This window comes from Burkholderia torrens (assembly GCF_984668525.1).
The window spans coordinates 1,702,386-1,726,015 of the sequence record NZ_OZ480211.1; the positions used below are offsets into that span (position 1 = coordinate 1,702,386).

At 65.6% G+C, this 23,630-nt stretch carries 27 protein-coding genes, 1 tRNA gene and 1 pseudogene; 16 read left to right on the forward strand and 13 right to left on the reverse strand.

The features are described 5' to 3' along the window. Positions 1–19: 19 nt before the first annotated feature. Positions 20–95, forward strand: a tRNA-His gene (locus AC5LXX_RS07880). Between the two features lie 777 nt (positions 96–872). Then, positions 873–1,388 carry a GNAT family N-acetyltransferase gene (locus AC5LXX_RS07885; RefSeq protein WP_493411044.1) on the forward strand — a complete coding sequence of 172 codons (516 nt, stop codon included), beginning with the start codon at positions 873–875 and terminating at the stop codon, positions 1,386–1,388. A gap of 42 nt (positions 1,389–1,430) precedes the next feature. On the opposite strand, the gene AC5LXX_RS07890 is transcribed toward AC5LXX_RS07885, so the two are convergent. Next, the gene (locus AC5LXX_RS07890) at positions 1,431–1,895 is read right to left on the reverse strand and encodes a plasmid fertility inhibition factor family protein (protein ID WP_493411045.1); all 465 of its coding nucleotides are present in this window, start codon (positions 1,893–1,895) and stop codon (positions 1,431–1,433) included. A 313-nt stretch (positions 1,896–2,208) separates the two neighbouring features. On the opposite strand from AC5LXX_RS07890, the gene AC5LXX_RS07895 reads away from it, so the two are divergent. Continuing rightward, positions 2,209–2,619 (forward strand): hypothetical protein, encoded by a 411-nt coding sequence (locus tag AC5LXX_RS07895; protein ID WP_493411046.1) that lies wholly within the window; start codon positions 2,209–2,211, stop codon positions 2,617–2,619. A 38-nt stretch (positions 2,620–2,657) separates the two neighbouring features. Here the strand turns inward: AC5LXX_RS07895 and AC5LXX_RS07900 are convergent, their stop codons facing one another. Both AC5LXX_RS07900 and AC5LXX_RS07905 read right to left on the reverse strand, forming a co-directional pair. After that, a complete protein-coding gene (locus AC5LXX_RS07900; RefSeq protein WP_493411047.1) occupies positions 2,658–3,023 on the reverse strand; it encodes a hypothetical protein in 366 nt (121 codons plus the stop codon). A 453-nt stretch (positions 3,024–3,476) separates the two neighbouring features. Beyond that, the gene (locus AC5LXX_RS07905) at positions 3,477–4,220 is read right to left on the reverse strand and encodes a DUF695 domain-containing protein (RefSeq protein ID WP_493411048.1); all 744 of its coding nucleotides are present in this window, start codon (positions 4,218–4,220) and stop codon (positions 3,477–3,479) included. Between the two features lie 182 nt (positions 4,221–4,402). Between AC5LXX_RS07905 and AC5LXX_RS07910 the strand changes: the two genes are divergently transcribed. From AC5LXX_RS07910 to AC5LXX_RS07925, 4 genes and pseudogenes are all read left to right on the forward strand, one after another. Continuing rightward, entirely contained in the window at positions 4,403–4,711 is a 309-nt protein-coding gene (locus tag AC5LXX_RS07910) for a phosphatidylserine/phosphatidylglycerophosphate/cardiolipin synthase (protein WP_493411049.1), read from the forward strand. Between the two features lie 186 nt (positions 4,712–4,897). Next, positions 4,898–5,138 (forward strand): annotated as a pseudogene (locus AC5LXX_RS07915) (hypothetical protein). Positions 5,139–5,241: 103 nt separating this feature from the next. Further along, positions 5,242–5,781 carry an aspartyl-tRNA synthetase gene (locus tag AC5LXX_RS07920; protein WP_493411050.1) on the forward strand — a complete coding sequence of 180 codons (540 nt, stop codon included), beginning with the start codon at positions 5,242–5,244 and terminating at the stop codon, positions 5,779–5,781. 156 nt (positions 5,782–5,937) lie between these two features. Beyond that, complete coding sequence (locus AC5LXX_RS07925) at positions 5,938–6,411, forward strand: VOC family protein (protein ID WP_282507422.1); 474 nt, start codon at positions 5,938–5,940, stop codon at positions 6,409–6,411. A 63-nt stretch (positions 6,412–6,474) separates the two neighbouring features. Here AC5LXX_RS07925 and AC5LXX_RS07930 read toward each other — a convergent pair whose 3' ends face one another. Then, positions 6,475–7,446 (reverse strand): GGDEF domain-containing protein, encoded by a 972-nt coding sequence (locus AC5LXX_RS07930; RefSeq protein WP_493411051.1) that lies wholly within the window; start codon positions 7,444–7,446, stop codon positions 6,475–6,477. A gap of 262 nt (positions 7,447–7,708) precedes the next feature. Between AC5LXX_RS07930 and AC5LXX_RS07935 the strand changes: the two genes are divergently transcribed. Next, positions 7,709–7,924 carry a hypothetical protein gene (locus tag AC5LXX_RS07935; protein WP_124454960.1) on the forward strand — a complete coding sequence of 72 codons (216 nt, stop codon included), beginning with the start codon at positions 7,709–7,711 and terminating at the stop codon, positions 7,922–7,924. Between the two features lie 151 nt (positions 7,925–8,075). On the opposite strand, the gene AC5LXX_RS07940 is transcribed toward AC5LXX_RS07935, so the two are convergent. After that, the gene (locus AC5LXX_RS07940; protein WP_493411052.1) at positions 8,076–8,699 is read right to left on the reverse strand and encodes a phospholipase D family nuclease; all 624 of its coding nucleotides are present in this window, start codon (positions 8,697–8,699) and stop codon (positions 8,076–8,078) included. 139 nt (positions 8,700–8,838) lie between these two features. After that, positions 8,839–9,327, reverse strand: coding sequence for a winged helix-turn-helix transcriptional regulator (locus AC5LXX_RS07945; protein WP_493403051.1), 489 nt, complete (start codon positions 9,325–9,327; stop codon positions 8,839–8,841). A gap of 176 nt (positions 9,328–9,503) precedes the next feature. Between AC5LXX_RS07945 and AC5LXX_RS07950 the strand changes: the two genes are divergently transcribed. Further along, complete coding sequence (locus AC5LXX_RS07950) at positions 9,504–9,941, forward strand: PaaI family thioesterase (protein WP_493403052.1); 438 nt, start codon at positions 9,504–9,506, stop codon at positions 9,939–9,941. 147 nt (positions 9,942–10,088) lie between these two features. After that, positions 10,089–11,141 (forward strand): NADP(H)-dependent aldo-keto reductase, encoded by a 1,053-nt coding sequence (locus AC5LXX_RS07955; RefSeq protein ID WP_493411053.1) that lies wholly within the window; start codon positions 10,089–10,091, stop codon positions 11,139–11,141. Positions 11,142–11,218: 77 nt separating this feature from the next. Here the strand turns inward: AC5LXX_RS07955 and AC5LXX_RS07960 are convergent, their stop codons facing one another. Further along, a complete protein-coding gene (locus AC5LXX_RS07960) occupies positions 11,219–12,505 on the reverse strand; it encodes an MFS transporter (protein ID WP_493411054.1) in 1,287 nt (428 codons plus the stop codon). A 35-nt stretch (positions 12,506–12,540) separates the two neighbouring features. After that, positions 12,541–13,962, reverse strand: coding sequence for a M20 family metallopeptidase (locus tag AC5LXX_RS07965; RefSeq protein WP_493411055.1), 1,422 nt, complete (start codon positions 13,960–13,962; stop codon positions 12,541–12,543). 164 nt (positions 13,963–14,126) lie between these two features. Between AC5LXX_RS07965 and AC5LXX_RS07970 the strand changes: the two genes are divergently transcribed. The 4 genes from AC5LXX_RS07970 to AC5LXX_RS07985 all read left to right on the forward strand — a co-directional run bounded on the left by AC5LXX_RS07970 (position 14,127) and on the right by AC5LXX_RS07985 (position 17,846). After that, the gene (locus AC5LXX_RS07970) at positions 14,127–15,080 is read left to right on the forward strand and encodes a LysR family transcriptional regulator (protein ID WP_176048112.1); all 954 of its coding nucleotides are present in this window, start codon (positions 14,127–14,129) and stop codon (positions 15,078–15,080) included. Between the two features lie 64 nt (positions 15,081–15,144). Further along, entirely contained in the window at positions 15,145–16,272 is a 1,128-nt protein-coding gene (gene mnmH / locus AC5LXX_RS07975) for a tRNA 2-selenouridine(34) synthase MnmH (RefSeq protein WP_493411056.1), read from the forward strand. Then, positions 16,269–17,327: a permease gene (locus AC5LXX_RS07980; protein ID WP_493411057.1), complete on the forward strand. Its 1,059-nt coding sequence runs from the start codon at positions 16,269–16,271 to the stop codon at positions 17,325–17,327. Before mnmH ends, AC5LXX_RS07980 begins: the two co-directional genes overlap by 4 nt. Before the next feature lie 96 nt (positions 17,328–17,423). Next, on the forward strand, positions 17,424–17,846 hold the full coding sequence (locus tag AC5LXX_RS07985; RefSeq protein ID WP_185658217.1) for a hypothetical protein: 423 nt from the start codon (positions 17,424–17,426) through the stop codon (positions 17,844–17,846). Between the two features lie 37 nt (positions 17,847–17,883). Here the strand turns inward: AC5LXX_RS07985 and AC5LXX_RS07990 are convergent, their stop codons facing one another. Both AC5LXX_RS07990 and nodI read right to left on the reverse strand, forming a co-directional pair. Continuing rightward, complete coding sequence (locus AC5LXX_RS07990; RefSeq protein WP_493411058.1) at positions 17,884–18,717, reverse strand: ABC transporter permease; 834 nt, start codon at positions 18,715–18,717, stop codon at positions 17,884–17,886. A gap of 6 nt (positions 18,718–18,723) precedes the next feature. Continuing rightward, the gene (nodI, locus tag AC5LXX_RS07995) at positions 18,724–19,638 is read right to left on the reverse strand and encodes a nodulation factor ABC transporter ATP-binding protein NodI (protein ID WP_124454983.1); all 915 of its coding nucleotides are present in this window, start codon (positions 19,636–19,638) and stop codon (positions 18,724–18,726) included. Positions 19,639–19,968: 330 nt separating this feature from the next. On the opposite strand from nodI, the gene AC5LXX_RS08000 reads away from it, so the two are divergent. Then, positions 19,969–20,466, forward strand: a complete 498-nt coding sequence (locus AC5LXX_RS08000; RefSeq protein WP_124454985.1) for a universal stress protein — start codon at positions 19,969–19,971, stop codon at positions 20,464–20,466. A gap of 84 nt (positions 20,467–20,550) precedes the next feature. On the opposite strand, the gene AC5LXX_RS08005 is transcribed toward AC5LXX_RS08000, so the two are convergent. From AC5LXX_RS08005 to lexA, 3 genes are read right to left on the reverse strand one after another with little or no spacing between them, the layout of a single operon-like run. Further along, positions 20,551–21,261, reverse strand: a complete 711-nt coding sequence (locus AC5LXX_RS08005; RefSeq protein WP_493411059.1) for a DUF2939 domain-containing protein — start codon at positions 21,259–21,261, stop codon at positions 20,551–20,553. 29 nt (positions 21,262–21,290) lie between these two features. Next, a complete protein-coding gene (locus tag AC5LXX_RS08010; protein ID WP_006476078.1) occupies positions 21,291–21,626 on the reverse strand; it encodes a hypothetical protein in 336 nt (111 codons plus the stop codon). Positions 21,627–21,651: 25 nt separating this feature from the next. After that, a complete protein-coding gene (gene lexA / locus AC5LXX_RS08015) occupies positions 21,652–22,299 on the reverse strand; it encodes a transcriptional repressor LexA (RefSeq protein ID WP_006759459.1) in 648 nt (215 codons plus the stop codon). Between the two features lie 264 nt (positions 22,300–22,563). Between lexA and AC5LXX_RS08020 the strand changes: the two genes are divergently transcribed. Then, positions 22,564–23,601 (forward strand): sulfate ABC transporter substrate-binding protein, encoded by a 1,038-nt coding sequence (locus AC5LXX_RS08020; protein WP_124454989.1) that lies wholly within the window; start codon positions 22,564–22,566, stop codon positions 23,599–23,601. The last annotated feature ends 29 nt before the right edge of the window (positions 23,602–23,630 follow it).

Consider the following 23,630-nt stretch of genomic DNA (forward strand, 5'->3'; position numbering starts at 1 on the left):
GAAGTAAGCAGTATCAGTGGTGGCTGTAGCTCAGTTGGTAGAGTCCAGGATTGTGATTCCTGTCGTCGTGGGTTCGAGTCCCATCAGCCACCCCAACAAATTCAAGCAAAAAGCCCGGTTCATTGAACCGGGCTTTTTGCTTTCTGGCGTCGGTATCAGGCAGTGCAGGCTGCAGCCTGCAATCGGCAACACCTGGATTGAGAGCGGCTCTGGTCCGTAAAGGCGTAGTCGAATCGATCAGGCAATATGGATTTCGACATTGCGCGTGACGCCTCGGACGATGCGCAGCGTGCAGGCGTCAAGTTGGGCACACGCATCGTGTGCGGCAATCAACCGATAGCGCTGCCGCTGTCGAATTTGTGATGTTGCCGTCGCGAATCGCGAATACCTTGGAAGGCCCGGGCTCGAATCGCTTCGCGTTCACCGGTCGTTGCGCTGACAACGTTTACACCCGTTCGCCTGCATTACTTCCTTTCCCGCCTAAGGTTCGCGCACGCCGTGCCGTTATCTTTCCTGGACAGCCCTCGTGCCTCGAATGCTGATCCGTGTTCTTGCCTGCTCGCGTTTCGCGCGAGCAGGCTTTTTTCGTTTACGGCGCGCTGTTGCTGGATGGATTGGCGGAATGGAACAGTGACTTGGCGCGAACCGACAAAGCGCAACAGTCTTACATTGGTGTAATGTGTCGGCTTCCTCGTGCCCTCATGCTTTGCAGGGCCGTTCGATCCCGACGACCCATGAAGGCGCCGGGATTTTTTTTGCATGCGCGCTGAGTCTCCGCGACACGCCACCGAGAAATGCATTCTGCAAAGCACGGTATATTTTGCGACGAGACATACCGATCGAGAGAACACGCTGCAAGGAGCCGCCACCCCATGCCGGACACCCGGACCACGCTGCGCGCCGCGACGACGCACGACGCGCCCCTCATCGCACGCCTGCACACGCTTAGCTGGCAGACCGCATACAGCCATATCCTTCCGGCCGCCTATCTGTCCGATGAGGTGCCGACAGAGCACGCGGTTCGGTGGCGCAAGTATCTCGATCGCAACGAAGGCGAGTGGGGCCTGGTGCTGATCGCCGAGTCGGACGGCGAGCCCGTCGGCTTCGTCAGTGCGGAACGTCCTGTCGATGCGGCACTCGGTGTGCTGCTCGATTGTCTGCATGTCCATCCTTCGCATCACGGCAGCGGGACGGGCAAGCGCATGATCGAAGCCGTTCGCGCCTGGGCGCGATCGATCGGCGTGGGCAAGGTCCACCTGCAGGTGCTGGACGGCAACGTGCGTGCAATCGGCTTCTACGAGCACAACGGCTGGCAACTGGCCGGTATCGAAACGAGCCGCATCGGCCGGACGGAGGTCACCGATCGGATCTACGTGATACCGGCCTGAAGGCTTGCCGGCATCCGGGCGCAAGCCGGATGCGCTTCGCCGTTACTCACCGCAATACCGAACGAGCAAATCGGCTTCGGTCTCGTGGATCTCGACGGGCAGCGCCGTTGCGCCTGCATAGGCAAGATAGCGCGCGCGATGCTGACCGTTGCGAAACGACGCGACGCCGATTTTCGACAGGCCGGGAATGCCGAGCAGCGTTCGCGTCCTGGTCTCGCGAAACGTGATGAACGGCATGTCGGGAATCCTGTCCTGGTCCGGGGCGAGGAATTCGCGAATTCCCGCGGCTTTCCCCGGCGCCCAGTACTGAACTGACGGCAGCACATAGTCCGTGGTGTCGCGGTCGGCGCAGGTCAGCAATTTCTTGAGGTCGATCGTCACGACCCGGTGTCGCGAGTCGTCGGACGAGAACACCCGCTTGAGGTGCGTATAGGCATACGGGGCGTGCCCGGGGAGCTGGACAATCCAGACATCTACGCCGCTCTGTTGTGCGTGGGCGAGTGCCATTATTTCCTCTTCTAGCGCAATCAATCTCTTTAGTTTGAGTTTAACAGCGCGATCACGGCCGCGGAGCAGGCCGATACCCGGAATAGAAAAACGGAGCGACTCGCCGCGTAGCCGGAAGTGCAGAACAAACAGGTGGCAAAGTAGAGGCGGTCATGCGTCGGCGATCGATATCGACAGGTTGCGAGAATATCGTGATACTGCCAGTCGAAACGACGCGCCGTGCAACAGTCATACAAGATTCACGCGGCGACACGAAGCGCGGCACGAGCGGTTCATCACGAGAACGGAGAGGGTGGAGTGTCGGGAGCGAACCATGTCGTCGAAACTTGAGATCGAGTATCTCGATTACTGTTTCACCGCGACGCTCGAAATCAGGGCGTCCGGCCGGACAGCCGTCGTCGACTGGCAACTCGAGTCCGACGCGCGAAGCAAGACACTCGCGTGGATCGTGTTCGATCGCTTTCTCGCGCGGAATGACTTCGCCGATGAAGAAGAGGCGCGTGCCAACATCGTCGATTGGCTGGAGCGGCTCGCCGATCCGAGGTCCGGCACATCTGCCGAGATCGCGAGGACGGGTGCGGTGGCGTCCGGGGCGGAGACTTCCGGGGCGGCGGTAACAGACGCGTCGGCTGCCGAAATCGTGGGCGAAACCGTTATTGAAATCGTCAGCGACGTGGACTGGATCGATATGGTTGTCGACTGGTTTTCCAGCGGCTCGCCTTGATGGCCAAACCAGATTAACGCGATTTCGGATGATTCCGGCTATTGCGCTCGCGAAATGCCTCTCCACAAAACCAGGCACATGAAAATGCAGCCGGAATTACGTCGCTTAAAAAATAGAATAAACCTGCTTTGACAATGCGCGTGATTTACCGGAAACTGCGTCGATTCCGAGAGAGGCCGCTTGAACCAGAAAAATAGAACACCAGACATGAAAGGAAAACCGCCGCTGAAGACGGGCGCGGTATTGGCGTCGTCTTGCCGGCAGTCGATCGCGGTGTTGCGATACGGGTTCGTCACGCAGGGTGGAGAAATCGCGGCACATTTCATTTCGTACTTCACTGCACCGCCATGACCGATTGCCGACCGCGCAATGGCGATCGGGGCGACGATACCGATGTTCGTCATCGTCGCGGTGCTCGATCGACCGTGGATCTTGTGCCCGGCCCGTGAGGCTGTCGACCGTCGACGCATTGTCACCAAAGGGTGAGTTTCCGCACAGACCGCGGTGCGACCCGCGATCACAATTTGGCCGGTTGACCGTTCTTCCCCGGCCCGGTCAACCATTTCCCCGCTCGCTCGCGCAGGAGCGGGGCTTTTTGCCCGCCCGACGCCGGAAGGCTGCGTCGGCGGAACCGGACAGGCGTTCGGCAGGCTGCGCGATGGCACCCACTGCGTGCTTCGGCAACCGTCCGCCTGATCCGCACGCATCGCTTTCCTCGTGCCTGAGCGAACCCTCAGGCCCATCGCCGGTTTCGGCCGGCGATGCCTTGATCCCGGCGGCGCGTCACAACGCTGCCGGGATGTTTTTTGCGCCAGACGCATCGCGTCAGCTCGTGCGCAGCGGCCATGCCGATCGACTTAGCCAGCCTGTCCGACGCTGGTCTCCCATCCGTCGTATTCCCCGCCGAGCGAACGCACCTCGCGATTGATCGCGATCGTATGGCGCGTGATGTCGGCCAGCGCCATCGTGCCTTCGTGCGAAAACCGTACGGCCGACTTGCCGTCTTCGGTCGGCGCGACCGATTCGACCGGATAGCCCTTTGCTTCGGCCCAGTCCGCGAACTGGTGCGCGTCGCTCGGGTCGGGGAAGTACGCCCAGTGCATCACGCGCCGGCTCACGCTGCTGGCGTCGCCTTTCTCCCGCAGTGCATCCAGTACGCGCATGTCGCGCATCATCTGCCAGTCGTCGTCGGTCGGGTAAAGGGTCTGCCAGTACGCTTCCTTGTCCGGATCGTCCTGGTGCGCGTACTGAAGCGCATAGGTCGTCTGTTCGTCCAGTGCGTCGACGATCTCGGCCGCGGCCGCTTCGTCGAACGGCACGTAGAACAGGAAATCGCGGTTGCCGTCGACGGTAATGCGGCCGACCTGCACGCCGCCTTGCGCGGTGATCGCCGCGTCCAGCAGGTCCTCGACCTTCGCGAGATCGGCGAATTCGTCGCCGGCCGGCAGGCCTTCGGGCGTCGGGTGCGCGAACGGAACGCGCACGGTGAGCAGCGACGAGCGCGGATCGCCTTCGGCCATTTCCGCGAAGCTGTGGTTGAAGCTGATGAAAGCCTGATGGTCGCCCATTCTGGCAGGGAAGGTTCCCCAGGCGTCGGTCATGTGTTTCTCCCGTGCACGATTGTCTGTTGACGGTTGCAAAGCGTCCCAATGTATCATCGAAAATCGCGTTGGCAGGGGAGGCGCGCTTGATGGCGGCCGCGCGGGGTGCAGGCGAGATCCGCGGGCGCTCGTGACTAGCCGCAGGTGTGCGACGGGCGGCAAGAAATTCGAAGGAGATTCCGATGTCGATGTTTGCGGTGAATGGTGTTCGAATCGACCCGCTCAGCGCGCGCGTGACGCACGTGCGCTGGGCGGCCGTGAATCCGGCCGACCGGTCGTGGGCGGCAACGCCGAGCGAGGCGCCGGTGGCCGATGTGGCGCGCGTGCTTGCGTCCGGCAGCGATGTGCGCGCGATCTTTTCGGCGGCGGACGCCACCGCGATCGGGCCCAGGCTGAAGCGCGTGTTGTATCGCGATGCGTCGGAAGGCATCGAGCTCGACATCGATGCAACGAGCGAGTCGCGCACGCTGCGCGATCTTCCGCAGATCTGACCGGAACGGCCCGCGCCGACACTCGCGCGCGCGTCCGCGTCGACTACTGCGCCTGGCCGAACGGTCGACTCGCGCAACGCCGATCGCGACGCGTAGTATCGAATCATCGCGATACCGCATGCGGCTTGCGCCGACCGGTTCGGCGAGCCGGCGTCCAAATCGAATCGCGCATACGCGTACGAGCTCATGTCCAGATCTGTCATTGCTCTGTCGGCATCCGCAGTTTGTCTGGCAGCTCGCTGCCTGCCAGACTGCGCCCGAGACGCCGTTTCCGCAGCCGTCGCCCGTGACCGCGTCGGCAGCCGTGCCGGCATCGTCGCCGGCCGAGCCGATTCGCGGCATGGGCATGGCGCCTCGTCTGGCAGGGCAGAGTCACTGGGCCGTCGGTCAGTGCACGACCAACGGCACCGTCAAGGTATGCAATTGACCGGAGCCGACGGCGCGGCACTGATTCGGCGTGAACGCGATCGGGACCTTGATAGGACGCCGGTGCCGATGGGCCGGTCGCCGTCGATGCGAGCAAGCGAGCAATGAACGACGAACACGCAACTCACGATTCCGGCATGCATCTCGACCCTGCCGGCGGAACGGTCCTCGGCCCGTTGCCGGTGACGTTGGCGGTCGACGGCCGGAGCCTGAAAAGAAGGGCGATGGTGTGTGCGGTGCTGGCCGCGGCGAGCCTGTGCGGTTATGCGGCCGATCCGACGCTCTGGCCCGTGGCGGCGCTGGCCGCGTTGCTGATGCTGGCCAGTGGGGCCTTCTTCGTCTCGTCGCGGCGCAAGCTGGCGCTGCATATCGACGAGACAGGTTTCAGGCTGATCGGGGCCGCGCGCGAAAAGCCCGTCACGCCATGGCGCGACGTCACCGAATTCCGGATCATCAGCGTGGCCGGAAATCGCTACATCGGCTACCAGTTCTCGCCGCATTCGTCGCGCACCAAGGTGCCGGGCGGCGTGATGCTGCCGATCGCCCGGTTTGTCGATCTTCCGCTCGACGCGGTGGCCGGATTGCTGGAGGCATGCCGCCGCCAGTTCGGTGTGCCGGATGAGCGGGTCGATCGCATGGGGTGACAGCAACCGATTCGGGCGTCCGTCCGACCCGCAACTCAAAAAAAGTCGGGCGTCGTGTCGAATTTCGCTGCGGTCGTCCGTCGTAGCATCGGAGGCGTGCGCATCGTGCGTCCGTCCCGATTTTCGATACGACAACCGACTGAAGGAGCGACACTCATGTCCACGTCCGTCAAACCGATCCCGGAAGGGATGCGCACGCTGACGCCACACCTGATCTGCGCCGGCGCGACAGCCGCCATCGACTTCTACAAGCGCGCATTCAATGCAATCGAACAGTTTCGCCTGGCGATGCCTGACGGCCGGCTCGCGCACGCGTGCCTCATGATCGGCGATTCGACGCTGATGCTGGTGGATGAAATGCCCGAACACGGCGCGCTCGGGCCGAAGGCGCTGAAAGGCACGTCGGTCTGCCTGCATCTGTACGTACCGGACACCGATGCGGCGATCGCAAAGGCTGTCGCGGCTGGTGCGACGGTCACGATGCCGGCCGCCGACATGTTCTGGGGCGATCGCTATGGCCAGGTCGAGGATCCGTTCGGCCATCGCTGGTCGCTCGCGACGCATCAGCGCGACCTGACGCCCGAGCAGATCGCGGAGGCCATGGCCAGCGCGCCGCCGTGCGGGAGCTGATGCAGCGGCGCCACCGCCGTTGAAAAAGGCGGCGCCTAGCGCCCGCGGCCGGTTCGCGCGCGGCTACGTGCCGGCCGTCTTGCCGCGCTGCTTGTCCTCGTACATCAGGTGATCGGCGGAGGCGAGCAGGTCGGCCACGGCCGGATGGCGGGCGGGATCGTACGCGACGTGGCCGACGCTGAACCGGATTGCGTAGCCGCGCGCGTCGGCCGCGTTGCGCACCGCGAGTGCCTGCGTCACGCGTTCGACCGGCTCGACGACGTCGGCCGGATCGGTGGCGCTCAGCAGCACGACGAACTCGTCGCCGCCGAGCCGGGCGATCACGTCGCTGTCGCGCAGCGCACCCGTCAACGTCTCGGCGAATGTCTTGAGCGCACGATCGCCTTCGGCATGGCCGAAGCGATCGTTGATCGCCTTGAAATCGTTCAGGTCGAAGAACAGCAGCACCGCGTGACGGTCGAGGCGATCGCACAGGCTCAGTACGTGACGGGCGAGGATCTCGAAGCCGCGCCGGTTCGTCAGTTGCGTGAGTTCGTCGGTGGTCGCGAAATGCAGTGCGGCGATCTCGCGTTCGGTCATGTGCGCGAGGTCGCCGAGCAGCGCGAGCTCTTCGGGTTCGAGCGAACGCGGCCGCGTGTCGATCAGGCACAGCGTGCCGATGGGGGCACCGTTCGGCGCCGCGAGCGGCCGGCCGGCGTAGAAGCGGATGCCCGGCGTGCCGGTGACGAGCGGGTTGTCGTGGAAGCGGTTGTCGTTCAGCGCGTCCTGGATGACCATCGTATTGCCCGCGAGCAGCGCGTGCGCGCAGAACGATACGTCGCGCGACGTCTGCGTGGCGTCGAGGCCCGCGTGGCTCTTGAACCACTGGCGATCCTCGTCGACGAGGCTGACGAGTGCGATCGGTACGTCGAACAGCCGGCGCGCGAGACGCGTCAGGCGGTCGAATCGCTCTTCGGGCGGCGTGTCGAGGATCGAGAGCGAATGAAGCGTGTCGAGTCGGGCCGCCTCGTCGGCCGGTTTCGGTGCGATTTGCATGGGCCTCGTCTCTTGTCCGGGCTGAAACGCCGGTCACGGGATCATATGTCGGACAGTATCGCGCATTATTCGGCGCATCGCCAACTTGCCGGCCCGGCGATGCGCATTTCGGCGTCGTCGCGATCGATGAAGATGCGGTGAGAAGCAGGTGCCATGAACCTGCGTTGCATTACGATGCAGAATCGGATGCGCGACGTCTCAAGGTGCTCGGCGCAATGCCGTAAATAGGGCGAGTCCAATCGTTCATCGCCCCCACCGCACCATGGTTCGAATTCTGTACGCGGGATATCTCGCGTTTGCGCTGTATCTTCTGTACCCGATGGTTCAGAACACACTGGCATTCAGCACGGATTGCGTGCGCAATGCGCTGCCCGGTTTGTCGACGTCTTCGGCAAGCGGCGTGGACGGGCACGCGAACCGCTGTGCGCCGACCACGCAGGCCGGCACCGCGACCGGGCGAACGACCGAAATCCATTGAGTGCGATGGCCGTTGCGTGTCCCGTTCGATGCACGAGGCGGCGTACTGGCCATTCGGCCGAATTGATCGTCGCGCCACACTCGCCGATCATCTGCAACACGACGGTTCGAATGCGCGGTGTCGAGCGGCGGCGCCAGGCGCGCGGCGTGCGTCAGTAGCTGGAGCGGTACGGCGTGCCCTGGTCGAAGCGGCTTTGCCAGTGTGTGAGATAGCGTGACGCGAGTTGCGGATTGTTCCACACCACGACGACGTTCTCCGAATTGCGGCTGGCCGCCGACGCGCTGTAGTTGAACGAGCCCGTTTCGACGTGCTCGGCGTCGATCACGAGGTACTTGTCGTGATGAATCGCATAGGCGTCGATCGTGCGAGTGGGAATGCCGGCGTTGACGAGCAGGTTCAGTGCCTGCTTGCTGCTCTTCGCGCGGTTGCCCTTGTCGTCGACGACCACCGCGACATTGACGCCACGTCGCTTCGCGTCCAGCAGCGCGCGCGTGACGGGCGGCGACGTGAACGAATACGCGGCAACGCGGATCGAGCTGCGCGCGGCGCCGATCGCTTTCAGCACGAGCGCCTCGGCGCCGCCGTCGGGCGAGAATGCCGATTCGACGACTTGTGTCGCGGGTGCTTCGTGGGTGGGCGCAGGCAGCCATCGCGACACGAGGTCGATCGCCTGCTGGAGCGGCGATTCACTTTGCGTCTTGCCGAAGGCGGCGAAGGGTGTGGCGAGCAGGGAGGCGGCGAGACAGGCAGCGGCGAGGCGATTGCGCGACAACATCGTGGACAGCGAATAATTTTGAGACAGCGGGCCGTGAGTGTAACGCAGACGTTGCGGCGCGGTCACGCGAGTATCGTGCGCGATCGCCCGCGCGATGTTCATTCACGCCAATGGAGCGGTCGCGCAGTTGCGGTGTGCGTCAATCCTTGACCGTCGGCGCGCCGGTTTCGCCTGAAGCGATCCACCCGGGCCCGGGCTCGGGCTGAACGTCGCGTGCATCGAGTGGTTCGCCGCAGGCCGAGCACACGGTGACCGCATGCATCAGCTGGCCGCAGGTACGGTGGCGCAATTGCACCGGCGGCCCCTGGCCGTCGTCCTTCCAGCGGTCGCCCCACGCCATCAGCGCGAGCAGGGCCGGGTAGAGGTCGAGGCCCTTGTCCGTCAACCGGTATTCGAAGCGCGGCGGGCGTTCCTGATACGCACGCTTGACCAGCACGCCTTCGTCGACGAGCCGCGCGAGCCGTTCGGCCAGCACGTGGCGCGTGAGGCCAAGCTGGGTCTGGAACGCATCGAAGCGGCGGCAGCCGAGGAATGCGTTGCGCAGGATCAGCATGGTCCAGCGGTCGCCGAGCACGGCGAGCGCGCGTGCGACCGAACAGTTCAGCGTGCCGATGTCATCCCATTTCATCGTCGAGTCTCTTGCCTTTTGCGGCGGTTCAGCGAAATAGCGGGTTTCATTATAGAACCCGCCCTCAGTCGTAACGGTCGCAGCTGCGTTGACAACGGCCGGCGTCGTTGTCAATAATGAGTTCCAATTTAGAACTTACTCGCGCGGCGACGCGCTTTCAACCCGGAGACAACCCGATGAATCCGCTTTCCCTGTCAGGTCTCGATCTGCTGCGCGCAGCCGTGTCGGGCGATGCGCCGCTCGCATCGATTTCCGAGACGATTCCGATGCGTCCGCTCGACGTCGAACTCGGTTACGTGAAATTTTCCGCACGGGCGGACGGCCGGCACCTGAATCCGCTTGGCGGCGTGCATGGCGGGTTCGCCGCGACGGTGCTCGATTCGGTCACCGGGTGCGCAGTGCATTCGATGCTCGACGCGGGCATCGGCTATGGCACCGTCGACCTGCACGTGAAGATGCTGCGGCCGGTGCCGCGCGACGTCGACCTGATCGCCGAAGGGCGTGTGATCCACCTGTCGCGTTCGCTGGGCGTCGCGGAAGGCACGCTGAAGACGCCGGACGACAAGATCGTCGCGCACGCATCGGCGACCTGCTTCATTCAGCGGCCGCAGTAACGGCGGGCGGCAGCGCCGTCAGCCGGCCACGCGCTTGAAGCCCCGGATCAGCGCCGCAGGCGGCTTGTAAGCGTGCGCGGCGCGCGCCTGAAGCGGTTGCTTCAATGTGATAGCGTTCCTGCTTTCCACCGACGCGACAGGAACAGCATGGAATACCGCACACTCGGCGATTCAGGCATCGAAGTCAGCCTGATCGGGCTCGGCACGATGACGTGGGGCGAACAGAATTCGGAGCGCGACGCGCACGAGCAGATCGACTATGCGATCGCCCAGGGCGTGACGCTGATCGATGCCGCGGAGATGTATCCGGTGCCGCCGAAGCCCGACACGCAAGGGCGCACCGAGCAGTACATCGGCACCTGGCTCGCGCAGCATCGCGCGCAGCGCGACCGCATCGTGCTCGCGACGAAGATCGCGGGTCCCGCGCGTCAGCCGCACAACCCGCGCCATATCCGCGGCGAGGGCAACCAGTTCGACCGCAAGAACCTGACCGAAGCGCTCGACGGCAGTCTCAAGCGCCTGCAGACCGACTATGTCGACCTCTATCAACTGCACTGGCCCGATCGCAGCACGACGACGTTCGGCCGTCCTGCGTATCCGTGGGTCGACGACGCCTACACGGTGCCGATCGAGGAGACGCTCGGCGTGCTCGCGGAATTCGTGAAGGCCGGCAAGGTGCGCGCGATCGGCGTGTCGAACGAGACGCCGTGGGGCGTCGCGCAGTTCCTGCGCGCGGCCGAGAAGCTCGGGCTGCCGCGTATCGCGAGCATCCAGAATCCGTACAGCCTGCTGAACCGCACGTTCGAGAACGGGTTGTCGGAATTCACGCATCGCGACGGCGTCGGCCTGCTCGCGTATTCGCCGCTCGCGTTCGGCTGGCTGTCCGGCAAGTACGAGAATGGCGCGCGTCCGGCCGGTGCACGCATCACGCTGTTCGAGCGCTTTCAGCGCTACAGCAAGCCGCAGTCCGTCGCGGCGACGTCGCGTTACGTCGCGCTCGCGCTGCGTCACGGGCTGTCGCCCGCGCAATTCGCGCTCGCGTTCGTCAACAGCCGGCCGTTCGTGCGCAGCAACCTCGTCGGCGCGACGTCGCTCGAGCAGTTGAAGGAGAACATCGGCAGCATCGACGTGAAGCTGTCCGACGAGATCCTGGCCGAGATCGACGCGCTGCACGAACTGCAGCCGAACCCGGCGCCGTAAACGGCGCGCGGCCCGCGCGGCAGCGAAGCCGCGACGGGCCGCAGCGGCGGCACATTGTTGCGCCGTCGTTTCCTTCGTTATCGCATCTTGAGCCGCGTGCGCGCGATAAACAGCGCGGCGAGGCTCAGCACCGCACAGCCCATCAGATAGAGCGCCGGCGACAGCCGGTTGCCGGTCGTGCTGATCAGCCAGGTGATCACGAACGGTGCAAAGCCGCCGAACAGCGTGACGCCCGTGTTGTAGCTGACCGCGAGCCCCGTCGCGCGTGTCTGCGACGGGAACAGTTCGGCCATCAGCGCCGGCAGCGCACCGCAGTACATCGCCTTCAGCATCCCGATCCAGACCAGTGCGGCGAGCATCGTCGCGAACGACGCGTGGTGCGTCAGCCACGCGAATGTCGGCCACACGGTGACGAGCATCAGCAGTGCCGCGACCGCCATCATGCGGATCCGCCCGGTGCTGTCGGACAGGTGGCCGACGATCGGCGTGACGAGCGTCAGCACGAAGCCGGTCGCGAGCGTGGCCGCAAAGCCCGTCGACGCGGGCAGCCCGAGCTGCTTGATCGCGTAGGTCGGCATGTACAGGATCATGTAGTTGATCGCGGTCGAGATCACGAGCGCGCCGATCGACAGCAGCACGCGCACCTTTTGTTCCGCGAACAGCTCGCGCACCGGCGCCGCGGAACGCGCCTGCGTCTTGAACTCGACGCCTTCGTCGACGTAGCGGCGGATATACAGCCCGACCGGGCCGATCGCGAGACCGAACAGGAACGGCACGCGCCAGCCCCAGCTTTCGAGTTGCGCGGGTGTCAGCGTGGCCGTCAGCAGCGCGCCGAAGCCCGACGCGAGCAGCGTCGCGAGGCCCTGGCTCGCGAACTGCCAGCTCGACATGAAGCCGCGCCGCTGCGGTGCGTGTTCGACGAGGAACGCGGTCGAGCTCGCGAATTCGCCGCCGGCGGAAAAGCCCTGCATCAGCCGCGACAGCATGATCCCGAGCGGCGCGAGAATGCCGATCGATGCGTAGGTCGGCATCAGTGCGATCAGCAGCGTGCCGGCCATCATCATCGCGATGGACAGCAGCAGCGACGCCTTGCGGCCCGCGCGATCCGCGTACGCGCCGAGCACGAAGCCGCCGATCGGCCGGATCAGGTAGGACAGCCCGAACGTGCCGAGCGTCAGCATCAGCGACGTCGCTTCGCTCGTCGCGGGAAAGAACAACTTGGCGATCGTCACCGCGAAGAAGCCGTAGACGATCAGGTCGAACCATTCGAGCGCGTTGCCGATCGACGCCGCGAAGATGAGGCGCCGGATCTTCGCGGCGCTGGGGCGCGCGGCGTCCTGCGAGGTCAGGGTGGTCGTGTTCATCGTATGTGCAGGTCCCGTGAAAGGGGCGAAGCGCGTTACAGGGCGGCGCCGGCTACGGCGGGGGCCGCGCGGCGAACGGGCGGGGCGTCGTCGCCGAGGTCCCAGAAGAGGCCGGCCATCATCTGCAGCCCCTCGCTGACGACGCTCGCGAGCAGGTGCTCGTCGGGTGCGTGCTGCGAGCACGCCGGATACGAGTGCGGCACCCACAGCGTCGGCAGCCCGAGCGTGTCGGCGAACACCTCGTTCGGCAGCGTGCCGCCGAGATTCGGCAGGATCGCGGGCTTCTTGCCGGTCGTGCGCGCCAGCGATGCGACGGCCCAGCGCACCCACGGATCGTCCGGCGGCACGCGCGTCGCCGGGGCGCCACGTTCGACGTCGATCTCGATGTCGGCGAAACCGTGCGCATCGAGGTGCGCGCGCAGGTGCGCAGGCAGCGCTTCCCAGTCGGTGCCGACGACGAAGCGCAACTGGCAGTGCGCATACGCGGCGGGCGGGATTGCATTGACGGGGTGCTCGGGATTGCCGGCCTTGAACGCGAGGATCTCGAACGTGTTCCAGCCGAACACGCGCTCGGCCGCGGACAGGCCGGGCTCGCCCCAGCCGGCGTCGAGCGCCGGATCGCCGGGACCGCCGCCGACGGTGAGGTCGGCGAGCGCGTCGCGCACGGCGGCAGGGATCGGCGGCGGGCGCAGCCCCTCGACGCGAATCGCGCCGCGCGCGTCGACGAGGCTCGCAAGTGCATGCGCGAGCACGATCGCCGGATTGCGCAGCAGCCCGCCCCAGTTGCCGGAGTGATGCGCGCCGTCGCGGGCGCGCAGGTTCAGCTTGAAGTTGACCGAGCCGCGCGAGCCGAGGAACACGGTCGGGCGCGCGGCGGCGATGCGTGGGCCGTCGGACGCGATCAGCACGTCGGCCGCGAGCGCGTCGCGCTCCTGGCGGCACAGTGCGCCGAGGCCCGGCGACCCCGTTTCTTCACCCATCTCGATCAGCAGCTTCGCGTTGAAGCCGAGCCGGCCGCCGCGCGCGTCGAGCACGCTGGCGAGCGCGGCCAGGTTGATCGTGTGCTGGCCCTTGTTGTCGGCGCTGCCGCGACCGTACCAGCGATCGCCGTCGGCCGTCAGCGTCCACGGCGACAGCGGCGCGCGCCACTGCGCGTCGTAGCCGCGCACGACGTCGCCGTGGCCGTAGATCAGCACGGTCGGCAGCGCGTCGTCTTCATGGCGCGACGCGAGCAGGAACGGACCGCCGCCGTCGACGGGGTTGTCGACGATCCGCGACGTGAAGCCGAGGCGGGCCGCCTCGGGGGCGATCTCGTCGGTCAGGTACGCGCGCAGCGCGGCGTCGTTGCCGCTGTCCTGGCTTTCGGTGCGCAGGCCGACGCGGCGGCTCAGGGTCGTGAAGAACGCACCGGATTCGAACTGGTTCAGCGCGTGCTGGATGGCGGCGGTACGGCTCAAGTCGGGTCTCCTCGGACGGGGCGCTGCAAGCGCGGAGCGCGCGTGCAACGTGAAGTGCGATCGATTCTAGAAAGCCGTTTTTTTTGTCACAATGATCGAATTTCGAACCTTTCTTTGCCGAAAAGGCAAAGCGGCGCGGCCAAAAATGGCCCGGGGACAGAACGATGGCGGCTTTCCTGCATGGCCTGGCGTTGCGGTATTTCGTCGAAGTGGCGCGCACCGGCTCGATCAGCGACGCGTCCGCGCGGCTGCACGTGGCCGTGTCGGCGATCAGCCGCCAGATCGCGAAGCTGGAAAGCGAGCTCGGCGCGCCGCTGTTCGAGCGCCGGCCGCGCGGAATGGCGCTGTCGGAGGCCGGCGAGCGGCTGCTGGCGTTCGCGCAGCGCAGCCTGCTGGAAGCCGAGCACGTGATGAAGGACATCGGCGGGCTCGACGCGCTGCACGGCAGCCTGTTGAAGCTCGCGTGCTCGGAAGGGTTCGCGATCGATTTCCTGCCCGGCGCGCTCGCGAGTTTCAAGGCGCGCCACCCGGGCGTCGATTTCACCGTGTGGGTCGTGTCGCCGGCGGAAGCGACGCGGCGCGTGCGCGACGGCGATGCGGACATCGCACTGACGTTCAGCCTCGCGCCGGAGAAGGGCGTACGTGTCGAGCATACCGAGCGCGCGCCGGTCTTCGCACTGGTGCGGCACGATCATCCGCTCGCCACGCGCGACGCGGTGTCGCTCGCCGATGTCGCGCGGCACGCGCATGTGCTGCCCGAGGCCGGCACGACGGTGCGCCAGCTGATCGACATCGCGTGCGCGCTGGACGGGCTGCTGCTCGAGCCCGAACTGACGAGCAACAACACGGCGGCGATGTACGGCTACGCGCGGCGCACGGGCGCGGTGATGTTCACGGGGCTGCTGTCGGTGCGCGACCGTTTCGATGCGGACGGCTTTGTCGTCGTGCCCGTGACGAACCCGCAACTGCGTGAACGCAGCATCCAGGTGCAGACGATGGCGGGGCGCGATCTGCCCGCGTCGGTGCGCGCGTTTCGCGACCACCTGATCGACGCGATGCAGGTCGCATCGGCGCCGCCGACTGCCGTGCGCGGCCCGAGACGCCGGCCCGTGAGATAATCGTCAATCCGCCTTCCGTGCCCATACGGCTCATCGAGCCGTATCGCCCCTGTTCGACGCCAAATTGAAGAACCTGATTGTCACCCTCGATCGCGCCGGCGAGTTCGACGAGATCATCGACGTGCGTACACCGCTCGAGTTCGCCGAGGACCATATTCCCGGCGCGCTGAACGCGCCCGTCCTCAGCAATGAGGAGCGCGTGCTCGTCGGCACGATGTACCGCCAGGTATCGCCGTACGAGGCGACGCGCGTCGGCGCGGCGATCGTCGCGCGCAACATCGCGCGCCATCTCGACACGACGTTCGCCGACCGGCCGCGCAACTGGCGGCCGCTGATCTACTGCTGGCGCGGCGGCAAGCGCTCGGGCTCGATGACGACCTGGTTCAACCTGATCGGCTGGAAGGCACGCCAGCTCGACGGCGGCTACAAGGCGTACCGCCAGTCGGTGTGCGCGACGCTCGACTCGCTGCCGACGCGCTTTCGCTACATCGCGCTGGTCGGCCATACGGGCTGCGGCAAGACGCGCCTGCTGAACGCGCTGCGCGACGTGGGCGCGCAGACGCTCGATCTCGAGGCGCTCGCATGCCATCGCGGCTCGCTGCTCGGCGCGCTGCCGGGCAAGCCGCAGCCGGCGCAGAAGGGGTTCGATTCGGGGCTCGTCGAAACGTTGGGACGTTTCGACCCCGAATGGCCGGTATTCGTCGAATCGGAAAGCCGCAGGATCGGGCTCGTGCAGTTGCCGATCGCGTTGATCGAAGCGTTTCACGCAGGGCCGTGGGTGCACGTCGACGCGGCGCACGACGAGCGGATCGCGTTCCTCCTCGACGATTACGCGCACCTGTTCGACGAACCGGAGGCGTTCAAGGCGCAGCTCCATCGGCTGATCGGCCTGCACAGCCGCGAGCAGGTGACGCACTGGAAGGCGCTGATCGACGCGAACGCACGCGCCGAACTGTTCACCGAGCTGATCGACAAGCATTACGATCCGGCCTACGCACGGACCTACCGCGCGGCATACAACAAGCCGAACCAGGCGCTGACGTTCACGTTCCGGCCCAACGCGGCCGACGGGTGCGATCAGGCGCGCATGCTGCTGGGCCAGCTCGCGCAGGCCGGGCTACCGGCATCGGCCGCGTTTGCTGCAGGCGCGACATTCGAAACCGACCAAAATCAATCGACGACCACACGATGACGACCACACGCACCCAACCCAATCCGGCCCTCGGCTGGATGACCTTCCTGCTGATCGCGGTCGCGGGACTGTTCTATGTGAAATGGTTTCCGTACTACAACAAGGCGTTCGTTGCCGCCGAGCACCATTCGATCGGCCAGTCGATCCTGATGGGCACGTCGGCGGCCGCTCCCGAGCCGTCGCTGAAGGCCGCACTCGACTACGCGTGGGCGTACGGCAAGGCGATCTGGCAGGCGATGGTGCTCGGCCTGCTGCTCGGCTCGGCCGTGCAGGCGCTGCTGCCTGCGCACTGGGTCGCGCGCGTGCTCGGCCGTACCGGGTTCGGCAGCGTGGCCGCGGGCGGCCTGTTGTCGCTGCCCGGGATGATGTGCACGTGCTGCGCGGCACCGGTCGTCGCGGGGCTGCGTGCGCGCCATGCGTCGCCGGGCGGTGCAGTCGCGTTCTGGCTCGGCAACACGGTGCTGAATCCGGCCGCGCTGGTGTTCATGGGCTTCGTGCTCGGCTGGCACTGGAGCGCGCTGCGCCTGGTGCTCGGCATCGCGATGGTGTTCGGCATCGGCTATTTGCTGAACCGCATTGCGCGTCCGGAAGACCGCAGCATTGACGATACGCAGCTCGCCGCGCTGGCGGCCGAGCAGGCCGCGGCCGGCAATCCGTTCGTCCGCTGGGTGAAGCTGCTCGCGCGCATGGCCGTGCGGCTCGTGCCCGAATACATCGTGCTGGTGCTGCTGCTCGGCGCCGCGCGCGCATGGCTGTTCCCGCATATCGGCCCGGACATCGGCAATCATCTCGGCTGGATCGTCGCATTCGCGGTCGCGGGCATGCTGTTCGTGATCCCGACGGCCGGCGAGGTGCCGATCATCCAGGCGATGCTGTCGCTCGGCATGGGCGTCGGCCCGGCCGCCGCGCTGCTGATGACGCTGCCGCCGATCAGCGTGCCGTCGCTCGCGATGCTCGCGCGTTCGTTCAAGCCGACCATGCTGGCGATCGTCGCGACGCTCGTCGTCGTGTTCGGGATCGTGAGCGGCTTGCTCGCGATCGCGTTCGGATTCTGACGCGCGCAGGCCCGGTGCGATAGCCGCATTCATATTCATCCGGCGCCGCCGCGTCACGCGTGCGGCGCCCTTTACAAGAAGCAAACAGGAAAACGCATGACCCAACCGAAGATTCATCCTCGACTCGAAAAGGCGCTGACGCGCGGCGATCTCGCGATCCGCCAGGCCAATTCCGCGCGGGCGACTGCCGTGCTGAGCGCACTCGGCATGATGATCATCGAGGCCTCCGCAACGATCGGTGTGGAAGCCAGCATCGACATTCCGCAGGGCGACCGCATTTACGATCCCGTCAACGGCCTCTGGCCGCAGAAGATGCTGGTGTCGTTCGACGGCCCGGTGGACGAGGCCGAAAAGGAAGAGCTGCGCACGGTCTATCTGGTCGCCGACGATCCGGGTACGCAGTTCCGCGTCGAATGGCATCGCGCGGACGGCAAGCTCGGTCGCCAGGAAGGCGGCCCGCTCGCGACCGTCGCGTTCCTGACCGACGTCGAGATTCCGTGGAGCGACGACGACGAGTAACGTCGTCGCATGAAGCCGGTGCCTCGCGCGCCGGCCGTCAGCGCATCATTCGCCGCCGGAACAGCCACGCGGACAGCAGGAATCCGCCGAGTGCGTAGCCGGCGAGCACCGCGACATGCAGCACGATGTCGGTCGCCGGCCGGCCGAGCATCGCGGGCCGGATCAGCTCGACCGCGTTCGCGAGCGGCAGCGCCTGCGCCGCGTGCTGCGCGAGCGGCGGCAACTGCGTGATCGGGAAGAACACGCCCGACAGCAGCAGCATCGGCGTCAGCACGAGCGTCTGATAAAACATGAAGAAATCGTAGGACGGCGCGAGCGCCGTGACGATCATCGCGATGCTGGCAAACGCGAGGCCCGCGAGCGCGATCACGGGCAGCGCCGCGAGCATCGACGGAAACTGCGCATAGCCGAGCGCGCCCGCGACCAGCATGATCGCGACGCCCGACAGCATCGCCTTGCTGGCGCCCCAGACGATTTCGCCGAGCACGATGTCGCCGAGCGCGAGCGGCGTATGCATGATCGCTTCCCACGTGCGCTGCACGTGCATCCGCGAGAAGCCCGAATACATCGACTCGAAGCTCGCGGACATCATCACGCTCGACCCGACCGTGCCGGCCGCGAGGAACGCGATATACGACACGCCGTCGACATGGCCGAGCATCAGGCCGAGCCCGAAACCCAGCCCGAACAGATAGATCATCGGATCGGCGAGATTGCCGAACATCGACGCGAGTGCGAGCTTGCGCCAGACGAGATAGTTGCGTCGCCAGACGGCAATCCAGTTGGTTGCGTTCGCGGGCATCGCGATCGCGAAGCGTGACTCGCGCAGCGGCGCGGACGGTGTGGCGGCGGAATAGTTGCGCACGTCCATGATCGATCAGTCCTGCATTTCGCGGCCCGTGAGCCGCAGGAACACATCCTCCAGATTGGCCGGGCGATGCAGATAGCGCAACCCCGTGCGACCCTTGAGTCGCGCACTGAGCGGCTCCGCGTCGCTCACGTAGCAGAACAGCGTCTCGCCGCTGATCTCGGTGTGCTTCGCGAATCCCGACAACTCGTCGCGCAGGGCGGCCGGATCGGGCCCGTAGATCTCGATCACGTCGCAGCCGATCTCCGATTCGATCAGCGCGTGCGGCGCGCCTTCGGCGATCTTGCGACCTTCCTCGATCACGCACAGCCGGTCGCACAGGCGTTCGGCTTCTTCCATGAAGTGCGTGGTGATCAGGATCGTCTTGCCGCGCGCGAGCAGCGAGCGCAACCGCTCCCACATCAGGTGCCGTGCCTGCGGATCGAGGCCGGTCGTCGGCTCGTCGAGCACCAGCACGTCGGGATCGTTGACGAGCGCACGGGCGAGCGTGAGGCGGCGACGCATGCCGCCCGACAGTTCGCCGACCTTCGCATCGGCCTTGCTCTCGAGCTTCGCGAATTCGAGCAGCGGCTGTACGAGTGCGCGTGCAGCCTGAGCCGACATGCCGAAATAGCGGCTGAACACGAGCAGGTTCTCGCGCACGGTGAAGTCGGGGTCGAGATTGTCGAACTGCGGGACGACGCCGACGCGCTGGCGTGCATGCCGCGCACGTGATGGAACCGGTTCGCCGCACAGGGAAATGGTGCCGGCATCGGGATGCGCGAGGCCGAGCAGCATTTTCAGCGTGGTGGTCTTGCCTGCGCCGTTCGGCCCGAGCAGACCGTAGCATTCGCCGGCCTGCACGTTGAAGGACAGGCCGTTGACGACGAGCTTGTCGCCATAGCGCTTTTCGACGTTGCGAAACTCGATCGGTGTGACGGACATGGGCATGTTGTCGTTGTAAGCGGGCACCTGGCTGCCCGATGCGCGGCCGGCTGGCGAACGGATCGCGCGAATGCGTGTCACACGAGCATGACCGAAGCGCGCGGCGCCAGTGTATTGATGGCCCGCTGGAGTACGAACGGGCCATTCTAGTGCATCGGCTGCGTCTCTTCAGGGCATGCCTGCACGGTGCGATGCATGCGCGCACCGATCGTGCACTGCATCATCGCGCACGAGCCGAGCGGGGCGAATCAGCGTTTTCCATCCCTTGCGTCCTGAATTGCGGCGCACCATGATGAATGCGTAGGCTCGTTGTCGCGATAGGGAGGTTTCATGGCTAGCTACAACAAGATTTTGCTGTGTTACGACGGCACGCTCGAAGGGCGCAAGGCACTGCGCTGCGGTGCCAATCTCGCGATGGACCTGAAGGCTGAAACGCACTTGCTGTCGGTCGTCGACATGCGTTCGAGCATTGCGCAAAGCGCAGGTCTGCTGACCGATGTCGCGTGCGGGCGCTTTGAGGAAACCGCGCGGGAAATCCTGCAGGAAGGCGTGAACTGGCTGCGTGAGCGCGGCGTGCAGGCCGAAGGCCATTTCGCATTCGGCTATCCGATCGACGAAATCGCGAATCTCGCGACGGAGCTGAAGGCCGACCTCGTCGTCGTCGGCCACAGATGCCGCAGCGGGCTGTCGAGATGGTGGATGGGGTCGGGCAATACGCAACTGCTCGATCGCGTGAACTGCAGCATCCTGGTGGCGTGTTCGTCGGCACAGGAGCAGAAGGAAGAAATCGCACGCGAGCGCGAAGCCGCCATGGCGAACGGCAAATGATCGAATGATTCGATGACGGCCCGACCGGCGATGGGCGCCGGTCAGGCGCCGTGCCGCATCAGCGGCGCGGGTCGCGCGCAGCTGTTACGCGTGCAGGTCGATCGCGGACAACTTCCACGAGAACAGCCCGAAGCGGTGAAATATCGCCGCATAGCGCGTGCCGTCGGCGCTGCGCTGGTACGTCACGACGAATTCATCGAAATTCCGGTATCCCGCACTGGTTTGCTGCTGATGCGGTGAATGCGTTGCATCGTTCGCGCTGGCCGGCGCGGCAGAGGTGGGTGCCGGGGATGACGCAGCTGCCGCGTTGTTGCCCGGAGCGGCAGCGCTTGCCGGTGCCGGACTGGCCGACGGTGCCGCTGGTGTGTTGGCCGGTGCATTGCCTTGCGGCTGATTCGACCATTCGGGCGGACGCTCGCCGGGATTGCCGCGCGGCGGCATTCCGCTCATCAGCGCGGCCACGCCGTCCGGTGTCGCGTACGCATCGACCAGCGGCCCGACCAGCGCGGACCCGATCAGCGCGCCGATCACCGCGAACGGATTGTTCTTCTTTACCGCGTCGATCCGGCGCATCAACTCTTCCGTGACTTGCTGCTTCAGGCTGATGCGCAGCGACGGGAAATCGACATATTCGCTGATGGCCTGCGCATCGCGCGCGTCGATCGCCGATTTCAGGCGACCGAGCGCGACGTACGGTGACGCGTACGCATAGCCGATCGCCACCATGACGGCGACGGCCAGCACGACGATCAGCAGGGGCTTGAGCCGCCATGCGCGGCCCGAAGATCCAGTCACGTTGCCTCCGGTGCGGGGATGTTCCGCAATCAGAGACCGCCGGGCGTAGCCGATCGTTCCTCGGCGATGCAGCGGTCGATCATCCGGCATACGGCATCGATCGTGCCGACCATGATCAGGCGCGAACGGCCGTGATAGACGCGTACCGGCGCGCGGCGCGCGGGTTCCGCATGATTCAGGCCGGCGTTCAGCGATACCCGCGCGAACGCGGGGAGCGCCGACGGCAGCAGGGACGCCTGCCGTTCGACTGCGACTTCTTCTTGCACGGGCGCGGCTGCGGACAGCGGAGCGCAGGGCGTACGGCCGCGCAGATGACGCAGGCGACCGAATTGACGGAAAGGCAGCAGGCGGGCAAGGCGTTCCATGATGTTCTCCTAGCGAGACGGAATGTCAGAGTTCGCCCGAGCGGATCAGCCCGACGGCGATGCCTTCCAGCGCGAATTCCGCGCTGCCGGCCTTGACGAAGATGTTTTCGTAATCCGGGTTCTCCGCGATCAGCTCGAGACCGCCAGGCCGGCGCATCAGGCGCTTGACCGTGACGTCGTCGCCCAGACGCGCGACGATGATCTGGCCGTCCTTCGCTTCCGTGCGTTTCTGCACGGCGAGGAGGTCGCCGTCGAGAATGCCGGCGTCGCGCATCGACAGGCCGCGCACCTTCAGCAGGTAGTCGGGCTTGCTCGTGAACAGCGCAGGATCGCACGCATAGTGCTGCGAGATGTGCTCCTGCGCCAGGATCGGGCTACCGGCCGCGACGCGGCCGACGAGCGGCAGCGACAGCTGCATCAGGCCGGCATGCGGCAGCGTGAACTGGTGCGGGGCGTCTTCGATGCCGAGCAGGCGGATGCCGCGCGACGCGCCGGCAGCCAGCTCGATCACGCCCTTGCGTGCCAGCGCACGCAGGTGCTCCTCGGCCGCATTCGGCGAGCTGAAGCCCAGTTCGGCCGCGATCTCGGCGCGGGTGGGCGGGAATCCGGAGCGCTCGATCGCGCGACGGATCAAGTCGAACACTTGCTGCTGACGGGCGGTGAGTTTGGTCATGGCTGAACTGTATGGATAGACAGTGAGCTGTATTTTTATACAGTACTTCGCGAATTTCAAGCGTTACTTGAGGTTCGACGTGATCGCGCCGGTTCCGACGTGATTTCGCGACGTCCGGACGGCGGTTTATCTGCCGCAACCATCCATCCCGTCTGCGTTAGCACTTTTGAGTATTAAAAAATAAGGAACGATTATTTTTAATCATGTAACCCGTTCGTTAGACTGGCCCGACATCGCAATACCGACAACACTGGAGAACCAAGGATGGCGAAGCGCAATACGGGGCTGGTGGGCGGAGTGGGCCGCCTGATCGCAACACTCGCGCTGGGCGCGGCGGCGGCGCTGGGCGTCGCGACGCATGCCCAGGCCGATACGACGTTCCTGAACGTGTCGTACGACCCGACGCGCGAGCTGTATCAGGACTTCAACCAGGCGTTCGGCAAGGAGTGGAAGGCGAAGACGGGCGAGACCGTCAACTTCAAGCAGTCGCACGGCGGCTCGGGTGCCCAGGCGCGCTCGGTGCTCGATGGCCTGCAGGCCGACGTCGTCACGCTGGCGCTCGCGTACGACATCGATGCGATCGCGAACAAGGGCCTCGTGAACAAGGACTGGCAGAAGCGCCTGCCCGACAACGCGTCGCCGTACACGTCGACGATCGTGTTCCTGGTGCGCAAGGGCAATCCGAAGGGGATCAAGGACTGGGACGACCTGACCAAGCCGGGCATCTCGATCGTCACGCCGAACCCGAAGACGTCGGGCGGGGCGCGCTGGAACTACCTGGCCGCATGGGCGTACGCAGTACACAAGCCGGGCGGCAACGAGCAGACGGCGAAGGAATTCGTCACGAAGCTCTACAAGAACGCAGGCGTGCTCGATTCGGGCGCGCGAGGCGCGACGACGAGCTTCGTTCAGCGCGGGATCGGCGACGTGCTGATCGCATGGGAGAACGAGGCGTTCCTGTCGGTGAAGGAGTTCGGTACCGACAAGTTCGAGATCGTCGTGCCGTCGGTGAGCATCCTGGCCGAGCCGCCCGTCGCGGTGGTCGACAAGGTGGTCGACAAGAAGGGCACGCGCAAGCTGGCCGAAGCGTACCTGAACTTCCTGTACAGCCCGCAGGGCCAGGAGATCGCGGCGCGCAACTACTACCGTCCGCGTTCGAAGAACGTGCCGGCGGAACTGACGAAGCAGTTCCCGAAGCTGAAGCTGTACACGGTCGACGACACGTTCGGCGGCTGGACGAACGCACAGAAGACGCATTTCGCGGACGGCGGCGTGTTCGACTCGATCTACAAGCCGCAGTAACGCCATAACGACAGCGGCGCGCCACGCAG